This window comes from Alcanivorax sp. (genome assembly GCF_051117345.1).
GTDB lineage: Bacteria > Pseudomonadota > Gammaproteobacteria > Pseudomonadales > Alcanivoracaceae > Alcanivorax.
Genome location: NZ_JBNPEC010000052.1, coordinates 1 through 13,676, shown reverse-complemented (window position 1 = coordinate 13,676; position 13,676 = coordinate 1). Strand labels below are relative to the sequence as shown.

At 58.8% G+C, this 13,676-nt stretch carries 11 protein-coding genes; 5 read left to right on the top strand and 6 right to left on the bottom strand.

Going from position 1 to position 13,676, the window contains the following annotated elements; genetic code table 11:
- The first annotated feature begins 21 nt into the window (after positions 1-21).
- Together ACFE0K_RS03475 and ACFE0K_RS03470 are read left to right on the top strand one after the other, a co-directional pair.
- On the top strand, positions 22-564 hold the full coding sequence (locus ACFE0K_RS03475; protein WP_434534740.1) for a peptidylprolyl isomerase: 543 nt from the start codon (positions 22-24) through the stop codon (positions 562-564).
- Between the two features lie 2 nt (positions 565-566).
- The gene (locus ACFE0K_RS03470; RefSeq protein WP_434534739.1) at positions 567-1,298 is read left to right on the top strand and encodes a UDP-2,3-diacylglucosamine diphosphatase; all 732 of its coding nucleotides are present in this window, start codon (positions 567-569) and stop codon (positions 1,296-1,298) included.
- A 131-nt stretch (positions 1,299-1,429) separates the two neighbouring features.
- On the opposite strand, the gene ACFE0K_RS03465 is transcribed toward ACFE0K_RS03470, so the two are convergent.
- Positions 1,430-2,053 (bottom strand): tRNA-(ms[2]io[6]A)-hydroxylase, encoded by a 624-nt coding sequence (locus ACFE0K_RS03465; RefSeq protein WP_434534738.1) that lies wholly within the window; start codon positions 2,051-2,053, stop codon positions 1,430-1,432.
- A 120-nt stretch (positions 2,054-2,173) separates the two neighbouring features.
- Here ACFE0K_RS03465 and ACFE0K_RS03460 point away from each other — a divergent pair, with 120 nt between their 5' ends.
- Positions 2,174-3,082, top strand: a complete 909-nt coding sequence (locus tag ACFE0K_RS03460; RefSeq protein WP_434534737.1) for a lysophospholipid acyltransferase family protein — start codon at positions 2,174-2,176, stop codon at positions 3,080-3,082.
- A 181-nt stretch (positions 3,083-3,263) separates the two neighbouring features.
- Positions 3,264-5,864, top strand: coding sequence for a bifunctional aconitate hydratase 2/2-methylisocitrate dehydratase (gene acnB / locus ACFE0K_RS03455; RefSeq protein WP_434534736.1), 2,601 nt, complete (start codon positions 3,264-3,266; stop codon positions 5,862-5,864).
- A gap of 267 nt (positions 5,865-6,131) precedes the next feature.
- Here acnB and hrpB read toward each other — a convergent pair whose 3' ends face one another.
- Positions 6,132-8,576, bottom strand: a complete 2,445-nt coding sequence (gene hrpB, locus ACFE0K_RS03450) for an ATP-dependent helicase HrpB (RefSeq protein WP_434534735.1) — start codon at positions 8,574-8,576, stop codon at positions 6,132-6,134.
- Between the two features lie 140 nt (positions 8,577-8,716).
- Here hrpB and ACFE0K_RS03445 point away from each other — a divergent pair, with 140 nt between their 5' ends.
- Positions 8,717-9,283 carry a hypothetical protein gene (locus tag ACFE0K_RS03445; RefSeq protein ID WP_414431810.1) on the top strand — a complete coding sequence of 189 codons (567 nt, stop codon included), beginning with the start codon at positions 8,717-8,719 and terminating at the stop codon, positions 9,281-9,283.
- A gap of 115 nt (positions 9,284-9,398) precedes the next feature.
- Here ACFE0K_RS03445 and ACFE0K_RS03440 read toward each other — a convergent pair whose 3' ends face one another.
- The 4 genes from ACFE0K_RS03440 to ACFE0K_RS03425 form a co-directional block, all read right to left on the bottom strand.
- A complete protein-coding gene (locus tag ACFE0K_RS03440; RefSeq protein WP_434534734.1) occupies positions 9,399-10,133 on the bottom strand; it encodes a TenA family transcriptional regulator in 735 nt (244 codons plus the stop codon).
- 69 nt (positions 10,134-10,202) lie between these two features.
- The gene (locus tag ACFE0K_RS03435) at positions 10,203-12,245 is read right to left on the bottom strand and encodes a transglutaminaseTgpA domain-containing protein (protein WP_434534733.1); all 2,043 of its coding nucleotides are present in this window, start codon (positions 12,243-12,245) and stop codon (positions 10,203-10,205) included.
- A gap of 8 nt (positions 12,246-12,253) precedes the next feature.
- Complete coding sequence (locus tag ACFE0K_RS03430; protein WP_434534732.1) at positions 12,254-13,210, bottom strand: DUF58 domain-containing protein; 957 nt, start codon at positions 13,208-13,210, stop codon at positions 12,254-12,256.
- A 3-nt stretch (positions 13,211-13,213) separates the two neighbouring features.
- Positions 13,214-13,676 (bottom strand): AAA family ATPase (locus ACFE0K_RS03425; protein WP_434534731.1); only part of this gene is annotated, 463 nt, incomplete at its 5' end.

Below are 13,676 nucleotides of genomic sequence, written 5' to 3'. Positions count from 1 at the left end.
CTCCCGACCCGTCGCCAAGCCCTGCAGAAGGTTCGCCTGCAAACCGCTGCCGGCACGGTCACCCTGGAACTAGACGCGGACACGGCGCCGCTGACTGTTGACCACTTCCTCCAGTATGTGGATGACGGCTTCTACGACGGCACCCAGTTCCACCGGGTAATCCGCGGTTTCATGATCCAGGGCGGCGGCTTTGACCAGAGCGGGCAGCGCAAGGCCACCCGCGCTCCGATCCAGAATGAGGCGGACAACGGCCTGAAGAACGACCGCGGCACGCTGGCCATGGCCCGTACCGGCAACCCGCATTCCGCCACCGCCCAGTTCTTCGTCAATCTGGTAGACAACAACAATCTGGACTTTTCCGGCAAGAATTCCCGCGGTTGGGGTTATGCCGTGTTTGGCAAGGTCACCGAGGGCATGTCGGTCGTAGACAATATTGCCCAGGAGCGCACCACCAGCCAGCGCCTTAATGGCATGCTGGCGCGGGACGTGCCGGAAGTGCCCATCCTGATTACCCGAGCCTACCGCCTAGATTCAGCCAGCGAAGAAGAAAAAGGCGCACAGTGACCATGAGCTACACCCTGTTTATTTCCGACTTGCACCTGGACCCGGCCCGACCGGAACATCTGGAAGCCTTGGGCAAGCTGCTCGAAGCCCACGCCGGCAAGGCTGATGCTCTCTATGTACTGGGCGACCTGTTCGAAGCGTGGATCGGCGACGACGATGACACCCCGTTCAATCAGGAAGCGATCGGTGCTTTCCGCAGCTTCAGCGATAACGGCAGTGAGCTCTACTTCATGCATGGCAACCGGGATTTCATGCTCGGTGATGGTTTCGCCGCCGCCTGTGGCGGCACCTTGCTGGAAGAAGGCACGGTAGTGGATCTGTATGGCACCCGCGCCCTGCTGATGCACGGCGACAGCCTGTGCACGCAGGACACCGCCTACCAGCAGTTCCGCACCATGGCCCGCAATCCCCAGTGGCAACAGGGGATGCTCGCCAAGCCCCTGGAAGAACGCCGCATGATCGCCCAGGGCATGCGCATGCAAAGCCAGGGCAACAACGCCAACAAGGCGGAAAACATCATGGACGTGACCCCGGAAGAAGTGGTCCGGGTCATGGAAGAGGCCGGCGTCAAACACCTGATCCACGGCCACACTCACCGCCCTAACATTCACGACGTGGAACTGGCCGACGGCCAGGGCAAACGCTGGGTGCTGGGTGACTGGGGCAAGCTCGGGTGGCAGATTGTGGCGGACAGCGAGCGGGGACTGCGGCTGGAAAGCTTTGAAATCAGTTAACAGTGAATAGTTAATAATGAACAGCGCGCGTTAAGCGTGCCTCTGATTTTCAAACGTATGAGGCCGCGCCCAACCATGGGCGCGGCCTCTTGCGTTTAAACCAATACAGCTGTTGCTCGCGCAGCTGTTAACTATTCACTGTTAACTGTTAACTGCGTTGGCACTCCCGAATGAAACCGGAACTCAGAATCCGGCGACTCCACCAGCTCCCGCTCCACCTCTTTGAAGAAATCCACCCGCTCCTCGATTGACTCACCGGCATATTGCTCGGCCAGCTTTAGGTAATCCTCAAAATGGCGCGATTCACTCTTCAGCAGGTAACGGTAATAACGCCCCAGCTCCGCATCCACATGAGGCGCCAACGCGGCAAAACGCTCACAACTGCGCGCCTCTATTAACGACCCGACGATCATGGTATCCACCAGGCGGCCCGGTTCCGAAGTGCGTATATGCTGGCGCAGTCCCTTGGCATAACGAGCTGGTGTCATGTGGTCGTAGGTCACACCGCGCTCACGCATCAGCTGTATGACCTGCTCAAAGTGCAGTAGTTCTTCTCGCGCCAGCTGGCTCAAGGTATCCAGCAGCTCAGGGCGATCCACATAACGGAACATCAGATTCAACGCGGTGCTGGCCGCTTTCTTTTCGCAATGGGCATGGTCGATAAGCAGGATATCAGGATGTTGCAATGCCCAATCGACCCAGGCGGACGGCGTGTCACAGGGGAGGAAATCGCGGATGTGAGAAATGTCGTGCATGGGAATCTCGCTGGCTCAGAGTAGCCCGTCCGGAAACGAGCGCCAGCATTATAGCGTTTTTGTGCGCAATCTCATCCGCACCACTGGTGCTCACTGACCGCGCCCGTATACTGTCGCGTCATGGGCAGAAAAACACATCCACGCGTACAGCGGGCAAAAGGACAGGCGGCTATCATCGCACTGCGACTGCTGGGCGCTTTACCCTTTGCTGTCAACCGAGCACTCGCCTCCTTTATCGGCACCTTGCTGTCTTTGTTGCCGACCCAGGCGCTGACGATCAGCAAGACCAATCTGGCGCTTTGCTACCCGGCCCTGTCTGAGGCAGAACAAACCCGGCTCGCTCGCAAATCATTGGTGGAGAGTGCAAAGAACACCTTTGAAATCGCACTCTTCTGGCGGCGCCCCGCCCAAGGACTGAATCGGATAGTGGCCGTGGACGGCGATGCCCCCCTGCGGCAAGCGGTGCAGGACGGTAAACCCATCATGATCCTGGCGCCTCACCTGGGCTGCTGGGAAGTACTGAATTTCTGGCTCGCCACCGAGTTTGGCCTGCACGCCATGTTTGCTCCTTCTGGTCTGCCAGAAGTGGATCAACTGGTACGGCAAGGGCGGGAGCATTTTGGCTCCACCATGTATCCGACAACCGCCCGCGGTGTAGCCGGATTAGTCAGGGCCATGAAAAAAGGCGCCCTGACCGCCATCCTTCCTGATCAGGTTCCCGACCGCCGTAGCGGTCGGCATATCCCTTTCTACGGACAGCCGGCCTACACCGGCACCCTGGCCTGCAAGCTGGTGCGCCAGACCGGCGCGGTCACCTTCATGGCCTGGGCCCGCCGCCTGCCCGGCACCCAGGGCTACGAAATTCGAGTCCGTCCGGCTGATCCCGCCGTCGCTAATGACGACCTGGATACTGCCCTTGCCGCGATGAATCGCTCCATCGAACATCTTATCGACGAATCCCCCGACCAGTACCTGTGGAGCTACAAACGCTTCCGGCGCCCGCCGGACGGCCTGAAAGCCCCCTACTGATTGCCGCATACCATGCTGTCAGTGATTACGAGTATTCATCCCGTGAATGACTACAACCGCGGTTTGGCTTAACAGTTGATGGCATTTCGGCTATACTCCGCGCGCAATTCCAACCCCCAGTAACACCCTAAAAGACTGATTTCCAAAAGAAATCAGCCAATTCGAGAAAGAGGGAAACGCTGTGCTAGAAGCCTATCGCAAACATGTTGAAGAGCGCGCCGTTGACGGTGTGCCGCCCAAGCCGCTGAACGAGCATCAGGTTGCCGACCTGGTAGAGCTGCTGAAAGCCCCGCCGGCCGGCGAAGAAGAATTCATTCAGGACCTGTTCGTTAACCGCGTGCCGCCGGGCGTGGACCAAGCCGCCTACGTGAAGGCCGCCTTCCTGACCGCGATTGTTAACGGTGAAGCCAGCTCTCCCCTGATCGACCGCAAACGTGCCGTGCAGCTGCTGGGCACCATGCAGGGTGGCTACAATGTGGCCACGCTGGTTTCAGCGCTGGATGATGCCGAACTGGCAGAAATCGCTGCTGACGAACTCAAGCACACCCTGTTGGTCTTCGATGCCTTTCACGACGTGGAAGACAAGATGAAAGCCGGCAACGCCAAGGCCAAGGAAGTCATCGAGTCCTGGGCTGAAGGTGAGTGGTTCACCAATCGCGCGGACCTTGCCGAAAAAATGACCCTGACCGTCTTCAAGGTCACCGGCGAGACCAACACCGATGACCTGTCCCCCGCACAGGACGCCTGGAGCCGCCCGGATATCCCGCTGCACGGCAACGCCATGCTGAAGAATGCCCGTGAAGGCATCCACCCGGAGAAAGACGGTGAGATCGGCCCGCTGAGCCAGATGGACGAGCTGAAGAAAAAAGGTCACCCGGTTGCCTATGTGGGCGACGTTGTGGGCACCGGTTCTTCCCGTAAGTCCGCCACCAACTCGGTACTGTGGCACTTCGGTGACGACATTCCTTTCGTACCGAACAAGCGTGCTGGTGGTGTCTGCATCGGTGGCAAGATCGCCCCCATCTTCTTCAACACCATGGAAGATTCCGGCGCCCTGCCCTTCGAATGCGACGTAGAGAAGATGAACACCGGTGACGTGATCGACGTTTACCCGTTCGCTGGCAAGGTAGAAAAAGACGGCGAAGTGATTGCCGAATTCGACCTGCGTTCCCAGGTACTGCTGGACGAAGTGCGCGCTGGCGGCCGTATCAACCTGATCATCGGTCGTGGCCTGACCACCAAGGCCCGTGAAGCCCTGGGCCTGGCTCCTTCCGAACTGTTCCGCAAGCCGGAACAACCGGGTGATTCCGACAAGGGCTACACCCTGGCCCAGAAAATGGTCGGCAAGGCCTGCGGCATGGACGGCGTTCGCCCCGGCATGTACTGCGAGCCGAAGATGACCACCGTGGGTTCCCAGGACACCACCGGCCCGATGACCCGTGACGAGCTGAAAGATCTGGCTTGCCTGGGCTTCCAGGCCGACCTGGTGATGCAGTCCTTCTGTCACACCGCCGCTTACCCCAAGCCGGTTGATGTGGAAACCCAGCACACCCTGCCCGACTTCATCATGAACCGTGGCGGTGTGTCCCTGCGTCCGGGTGACGGTATCATCCACTCTTGGCTGAACCGCATGCTGCTGCCTGACACCGTCGGCACCGGTGGTGACTCCCACACCCGTTTCCCCATGGGCATCTCCTTCCCGGCCGGTTCCGGTCTGGTTGCGTTTGCCGCTGCCACCGGCGTGATGCCGCTGGACATGCCGGAATCGGTTCTGGTGCGCTTCAAGGGCAAACGTCAGCCGGGCATCACCCTACGTGACCTGGTTCATGCGATCCCCATGCAGGCGATCAAGGACGGCCACCTGACCGTCGCCAAAGCCGGCAAGGTCAACGTGTTCTCCGGTCGCGTACTGGAAATCGAAGGTCTGGACGATCTGACCGTCGAGCAGGCCTTCGAGCTGTCTGATGCGTCAGCCGAGCGTTCCGCAGCTGGCTGTACCATCACTCTGTCCGAAGACAGCGTGACCGAGTACCTGAAGTCCAACATCACCATGCTCAAGTGGATGATTGCCAACGGTTACGGCGATGCCCGTACCATTGAGCGTCGCATCAACGGCATGGAAGAGTGGCTGGCCAACCCGAGCCTGATGCGCGCCGACGCCGATGCCGAGTACCACACCGTTATCGAAATCGACATGGACCAGATCAACGAGCCGGTCCTGTGCTGCCCGAACGACCCGGACGATGCCAAGACCCTGTCCGACGTGGCTGGCGCCAAGATCGACGAGGTGTTCATCGGTTCCTGCATGACCAACATCGGTCATTTCCGTGCGGCGGGTAAACTGCTGCAGAAAGTGGAAAGCGGCACCATGCCGACCCGTCTGTGGATCGCACCGCCGACCAAGATGGATCAGCACCAGCTGACCGAAGAAGGCTACTACAACATCTTCGGTAGTGCCGGTGCGCGCACCGAGATGCCGGGCTGCTCCCTGTGCATGGGGAACCAGGCTCGCATCGCGCCGAAGTCCACCGCGGTATCCACCTCCACCCGTAACTTCCCGAACCGTCTGGGTCAGGGTGCGGATGTGTACCTGGCATCGGCTGAGCTGGCGTCTGTAGCGTCCATCCTCGGCAAGCTGCCGACCACCGAAGAGTACATGGAATACGCGAACACCATTGATTCCATGTCCTCCGAGATCTACCGCTACCTGAACTTCGACCAGATGCCGGAGTACCAGGACGTGGCAGACACCGTGAAGATCCCGGTTGCCCAATCTGTCTAAGATTGGTTAATCGCTTCACGAACCAAAAACGCCCGGCATTTGCCGGGCGTTTTTGGTTTTGCATCAAGCAAACGGTTCAGCGCAGAGTGGCGGAAATTATGTCGACACTTCAGTAATACCACTCCAGAAAGCAGCGGCTTGGATCGTTAAAAGAACTTGAATGCCAACGTCTTCGCGATGCAAGCATCGCTTCCCACAACAATCCGGACAGGCTTGCGGTACCAGAACTGCGCGATGGTGTGGTGAATAGTTTTGTCATGGCCTCTGCTAGCGCCCATTAAGGCGCCGCTTGGTTAGCACGGTAGCTTCTGCCGCTAGTGGGTCTTCCGGCCAGGGATGTTTGGGGTATCGGCCACGCAAGTCCTTGCGAACCGCCTGGTAGTTGTCTCGCCAGAACCGTTCCAGATTATCGGTAATGGCTGCCGGACGTCCTGCCGGAGTCAGTAGATGAGCGCTGATAGTCAGCCTGCCTTCAGCAATGACGGGCAGTTGGGTGAGCCCGAATAGCTCCTGTAGCTTGGCGGCCAGCACCACCGTATCCCCCGTGTAATCCAGTTGTACCCGCCGCCCGGTGGGAATGGCAATAGCCTCTGGCATACAGCGTTGCAGACGCTTGTGCTGATCCGCCGTTAACAACAGGTTGAGGGCGTCACGCACCGGTACCTTCTTCAGATCTTGCAGCGTACGCATGCCGGCAAGAAAAGGCGCCAGCCAGCTTTCCAGCTTTGCCAGCAAGGCCTCATCACTCACATCCGGCCAGTGATCTTTATCCACAGCCGCCAGTTTTGTCACCCTGCCCTGCCACTGCCGACAGCCCTCAGACCAGGGCAGCAACCGCAGGCCATCCGCACGCAATCCCTCCAGCAGACCCTGTATCTGTTGCTCAGCGGTTAACGATTCCATGGGCTGGCTCTGCAAGATAATGGCTCCCAGGCATTGCTGGCGCCAGCCGGTCACGCGCTGGCGCTCTCTATCCCAGCCAATTTTCTCATGCCAGTGCCCCAGCCGCGCCATGACTGATTGCAGATCTGCCTCTTCCAGCGGCATGGCCAGCCGGATGCGGGCATCCCGGGGCTGGCCGTCCGTGTCCAGAATCAAGAGCCATTGTGTGCCAGCCAGGCTATCTCCCGGTGGCAGTTGTACACCGGGACCGTCCATCATCTGGTACCGACTGCCCTCCGCCTGGCGCAGGCGAGCAATCTGTCGCGGGTAGACCCCAGCCAGCAACTCGCCCAGACAATACCGCCAGTCGACGCTATCGCGGGGCTTGCCTGACAGTAGTCGCTGAGCTTCAGCCAGTAGTACCCTGTGACGGTCCGGATTGGCTTCAAGCGCCTGCAGGCGGCTACGTAAATCCACGCCCTGGCCATTGAGAATGTCCCGCTCCGACAATAGCGCAGTGACTCGCGCTGCGGCCACAGGCAGCCCCTTCTCTCTGCCTGCCAGTATCAGCATCCCCAGAGCCGGCTCGACGCCCAGACTGGCGATGGCCGAGCCATGCGCCGTGAGCCCGCCTTGCGCATCCAGCGCCCCACCATCGCGCAGCCTGACCACCGCGCTCTGCCAGGCCGGCATCGGAGGCACATCCAGCCACTGCATCTGCCGGGGCTCCCGGCAGCCCCACCGGGCCAGATCCAGCACCAGCTGATCCAGTGCCACTCGCGCTATTTCCGGCGTCTGGTGGCTGGCCATGACCTCGGACTCCGACCATAGCCGTAGGCAGCAACCCGGACCTAACCGCCCCGCCCGTCCGCTGCGCTGCCGGGCGCTGGCCTCACTGATCCGACGGGTGACCAACCGGCTACGGTGGCGGGCCGGATCATAGGCCGGCTCTCGGGCCAGGCCACTATCAATGACATGGGTGACACCCTCGATGGTCAGGCTGGTTTCCGCCACATTGGTGGTCAGCACAATCAAGGCATCGCCGTTTCTGGCTGACTCCAGCACCTGCTGTTGCTGCGCCAGCGGCAGCCCCCCATGCAACTCGGTAACCGGCAGATTGAGTCCGGATTCAGACAGGCCGCGGGCCACCCGACGGATATCCCCACGGCCAGGCAGAAACACCAGTACCACCTGGGCATCAGCGGCCACAGAACAGATTTGCTGCACGCAGTGATCACGCCAGTCCTGACGGGGGGCCGGCGGTCGATACATCACATCGACCGGAAAGCTGCGCCCTTCACTGCGAATCACCGGGGCATCCAACATGGTTACCAGCGGTCCGCAGTCCAGGGTAGCGGACATGACCAGCAACCCGAGATCCGGCCGGAATGCTTCACGGATCTCCCTGACCAGCGCCAGTCCCAGATCCGCATTCAGGGAGCGTTCATGAAACTCATCAAAGATCACCAGTGTGATGCCCTGCGACTCCGGATCACTCAATGCCATGCGGGTTAGTACCCCTTCGGTGACCACCTCCAGCCGGGTGGCGGCACTGACCCGGGTATCGGTACGGGTCCGGTAACCCACGGTTTGCCCCACCGGCTCGCCCAGCTGGGAAGCCATAAAGGTGGCCACGGAACGGGCCGCCACCCGACGTGGCTCCAGCATCAGAATACGGCCCTTGGCAGCGCCGAAACTGTCCAGCAGACATAGAGGCACGCGAGTGGATTTCCCCGCCCCAGGTGGCGCTTCCAGAATCGCACAGCCCACATTCAACAAAGCGTCACGCAATGGCACGACAACATCATCAACAGGAAATTCTTTCTGCATTCGTTCCGTCCATTGCTCAGCCGCCGTGACGGCGGTCACTTCTGGTCATTTTGATAGGGCAATACCACTGGTTGGGGGTTAAACCTATGCTATATTCTGCTCATCATCTAATAATTAATAACCACTCTATATAGTGATATATGCTGAACGATTTGGGGATTCCAGAGCACCTTATCTGGAAGCTGAATGACTTTGACAACCACCAGCGGGCGGTCAACTTTATCAAACAGTTTCAAGATACGCTGTGCGTTTACAGTGCACCGGTGGAACAGCTCTATACCAACTATGATATTTCCATACCACCGGATGATGATCGCTCACTGGTGATTCTGCCCAACCCCTATGCTTACCACGATACCTTCAACGGTATTGGCGACCACAGTGTTCACGCCACGGGCATGTATATCGTGCCGGGGGATTTGTTTGGCAAGGAAGGACTGTTTCTGACGTTACGTCTGCTCAAGTATGGCAAGCGGGTTATCAAACCGGTGCCACTGAAAGTGGGCCTGTGGGCCCTGATGAAAAAGGAATCCAGTGACATTCCGTTTTTGCCGGTCATCACCAAGGGGGATCTGCGTGCCTTCAAAAAGGACTTTCCCTGCCTTCATCTGCACAGGATTCAGCCGTCCAGGCTATCGGAACGCTCACCCATGGAAATCAAAGCGATACAACGTGTCATTCGCGACAAACTCAAGGTTTATATGTAAAGGTGGCCAACCCCCTTAAGCCTGAACAGTTAACAGTAAGAAACAGGAACCAGGCCGGAAAAACCACCAAGACTCCATAGGCGGTTTCCCCGGCTTGACAGCCTGACCCGCTGATTCAGTCCGACTCTGAGTAACAGTGGTCCAGTGCCAGAATGTAGTACTCCAGCCCTTTGGCCGCTGCCGCGAAGGCCCTCTCCCGGCTTGCTTCATCAGTACAGGTTAGCTTGATCAACTCCATGGCCTCATGGGGATGCGCGTCATCGTAGGAGGCATGGGCCCGCAACCAGGCCATGGAATGGCGGTTGATGGTGGCCACCCCATTTTCCTGGTAGGCCTGCATGCCCTTGACCACACTCTGGCTCCATTCGCCGGTGGCCCATTCAATGGCCAGATTGGTAGCGGCCAGTCCCTCCTCCAAGCTGGCCTGGCGGCCCATATGCCAGAGGTAATGATTCACCGCGTCCATGGCTGGTGGTGGTGTTACAAACTCCAGCTCTTCCAGGGTGATGCCAAAGCCCATGGCCCAGTCCTGATACCAGTAGGCATGGCGCTGTTCGACCTTGATATTGCTAATCAGCCAATTCTTGCTTTCTTCGTGCCCTGGGTAACGGCCCGGCTGGGTTTTGGCCAAATTAAGGCCCATGTATTTGGGGAAATTCTCGACCAGCGGGTAGAAATTCAGCAAGGCACTGCGAAAACGAGGCAGGCTTAGTGTCCCGGCCCCCATTTCCACAAACACCGGATGCTCTACCACCCGATTTTTCAACGGTACCAGATCGTCCCAGAAGGCCTGAGCCCAGGGGCTATGGTCAGTGAGTTCGAGCCCTTTCTTATAATTTACGGCGCGCATTTGTCGTTCTCCATAACAACCGGTTATCGCAGCTCGTGGCCAGTTGGCCATGGACTAATTGATAGCACACTAGTCCAATAATTTGTATAAGCGATTTCTCAGGCTACGTAAATGGCGCTTTTGCTGTTTATCCGGCGCTGAGAGCGGATCATAGTGGAGCTTCTGATAATATTTTGCCCAGTTCTCGGCAGCAACCGACGTCTGCGGCCACTGTTCACTGATCGCCTGGCACAGCTGCATAGGAGTCAGGCCCGCCTCCAGTGGCCGCCCCCGCTCACTGGCACGCTGATGCAGCCGCCAATATTCCCGCTCCATCAGGGTCAGCTTTTCATTGCCCGTCTGCCACAACAGGAACAATGCATACAACCCCATCAACATGGCAACGGCGGCGATCAGGGCAATGGCAATGCGTACTGGCGTAACCGCGCCAAGCAGATCTTCCAAAAATCTGGACTGGAAAGCCCTGTCATAGCCCAGCACCCAAGTCTGCCAACGGAAATCCACGTAATCCATCCACTGACTCACTTTCGCAAACAAGCCACCATCCGAGAAGCGACGCAGCCCAAGCTCATCCAACAGATCTCTGCCGTCTTCACTGTTCTCGAGGGCGTCCCAGAGCCCAAGCTCAATGCGTTCAGGAGCAACCGCGCCGGTGGGATCAACACGTATCCATCCCTGCCCCTCCAGCCAGATTTCACTCCAAGCATGGGCATCATACTGTCGCACCAATAGATGAGAACCCAGAGCATTACGCTCCCCCCCCTGATAGCCCACCACAACTCTGGCCGGCACCCCGGCAGCACGCATCAGGAAAGTAAAGCTGGAGGCATAATGCTCGCAGAACCCGCGCCGGGTTCGGAACAGGAAGTCATCCACTGGATCCATGGTAAGCCTGGGCGGACGCAGGGTGTAATGAAAAGGCTGTTCACGGAAGTAACGCAGTGCTCGTTGTGCAATCTCCGACGGCGAATCACTTTCAAGTCGCCACTGTTGTGCTAGTCCCCGAGCTTGCCTACCTGCTTCATCCGGGATCGACAACATCAATTGTCGTTCCTGGCTAGTCAGGTTGATGGCGGCGGCGACAGCGGGCACGCTCTCCACTCGATAGGCAAACCTTTCCGACACGGGTTGATTGGACACCAGACGCATATCTTTCGCCAGAGCCACATCTCCATATACCGGAAAAGGAACATCCAGACTGAACAACCAACGACGCTGGGTCGGTTCCACAATCACCTGATAACGGTAACGTCTCTGCTCAGGGGTTCGGCGACTCTCAAGTCGTTGGTACCAGTCCGGTTTTTCCTTTCCTCGCTGGTAAAGATATTCCGATTCCGACTGGCCCTGAGGTACTGCCTGCTGCCAGGTACGTCCGTCATAGTGGCTCAGTGTCAGCCCCCGCCAGTAACGCTCGGCCCGAGGCGGCACATCCCCCTGAAAGTCCACCCGAAAAGCCAGCTCTGCGGATTCCGACAACTCGCTAATCTGGCCCGGCGACATGCTGTCGCTCATGCCGGTGCGGGCCTTGTCCCCCCCCACCTGCATGTTCCACAGCGGTGCCACACGAGGCACCAACAGGAACAACACCACCATCAGGGGAACCGCCTGCAGGGTAATCACCACCGCACGCTTACCATGGGCAAGGCCGCTGGCACGAGTATCACTGTGATTTATCCCCACCAGACAGGTGGTAAGGACCGTCATGCACAGGACCACATAGAGAAACATGCCCGGTGTCTGGGAAAAAAGCAGCGCCGTTGCGCAGACGAAATAGCCCAGCACAATCACTACATAAGCATCACGCTGCTGCACCACTTCCAGATACTTCAGCGCAAACAGGCTGACCAGCAAGGCAACGCCTGCTTGCGGCCCGTACAATCTGCCAAAACTGTAAAAGGTCAGCGCCACAGCACCAATCAACAGCAGCGAACGTACCATACGACCCGGCAACGTCAGGCGCTGCTGCTCCACCAACCAGCGGATCAGAATCACCAGCAACAACAACCCGGCCTGCCAGAGAGGTCCTTTGACAAGTTGCGGCATGGAGCACAGCACAACCGCCAGGGCGAGCCAGAGTCGGGTATGGGACGGGACCTGATAAATGCGCGCCATGGAGAACCTCAGAAATCCGGATAACTGGCCAGGGCATCCAGCAGCCGCCAGCGATGCACATCACCGGTATCCGGCGCCAACGTCAGGCCCGGCAACTTCAGACCATAGGGTTGGCGCTGCGGATCCAGTTGCAAAATCCAGTAGCACAACACTGACAGTCGCTGCTCATCGCCAAGCCCCTGCAAACGATCCCAACGCAACCAAAGGCGGCCACCCACCGGTTCTTCGAACTGCTTGGTATTCAGTCCTCGACCCCGTGCATAGCCTTTCCAGTCTACCCGGCGAAGGGAATCCCCGGGGATGTAGCTTCGCAGCCCCTGGAATTCGTCATTCCCTGACTGCCCACTACTGAACGCCTGCTGATTTTCCTTACCGCCATCTGCCGGGCAATCCAAGCTTTCCTGCGGGCGCGGCCAGGCCAGGCAATAATGGTCCAGGGATACATAGGACCAGGTACGTAGCAGTCCCAGCGGGAAGCGGCTTTCCACCTTGAGACGTGGCGCCATCACCCTGCCCCGCTCTGCCAGTGGCAGGTTTAGCCACAGGCTTTCTTCTTCGCCCCTGCGGATGCTGATCTGCTGACCGTCCTGGCCACGCCAGCGTAGCCAGACACAATGGTGCTCTCGTCGCTGGGCAAACAATACGATTTCCAGCGCCCCTTCCTCTCCGGCAAACCCGGATTCGCTGTCACCATTGCGTATACCGAGAGCTGACAGATTCCGAAAGGTATGCAGGATTGCCACCATGAACAAGCTGGCGAGCAGGAAGGCCAAGGCCAGGATCAGATTATTTTCATAATTGATGCCGCCGATGAACAGCAACGCCGCGACCTGTAGATAAAAGAAACCGTAACCGGTGGGGAAGATAAAAATGCGCCGTTGATCCAGCACGATCTGTCTGGCCGGCGGCAAACGCCGGGCCAGCCAGCGTTCGTATAGGTTGCGTATCGGCGCCGGCAGCTGCATGGGCTAGCGGCGAATGACGGGTACGGACTGCAACAGAGACTGGGTAATAGCCGCCACACTCCCTCCCTGACGGGCACTGAGACGGTGCTCCGCCACGGATGGCCACACCGCTTGCACATCTTCCGGCAGCACATAATCCCGGCCACTGACCAGGGCCCATGCCCGGGCCGCCTTGAGCAAACCCAGGCCGGCACGGGGAGACAGGCCGGCAACGAAACGATCATCAGAACGAGTGGCATCCAGCAAACGCTGCACATAATCCAGCAGCTCGTGGCTGGCGCGGACCTTGCCCACTACCCGTGACAGCTTGATCAGTCCTTCGCTGTTGATCACCGCCTGCAGCTCACGAACCTGCTCGCGCAGGTCGCCACCGGCCAGCAACTGCAGCTCCACTTCCGGGGCTGGGTAGCCCAGGGAAATCCGCATCAGAAAACGATCAAGCTGAGATTCAGGCAATACAAACGTG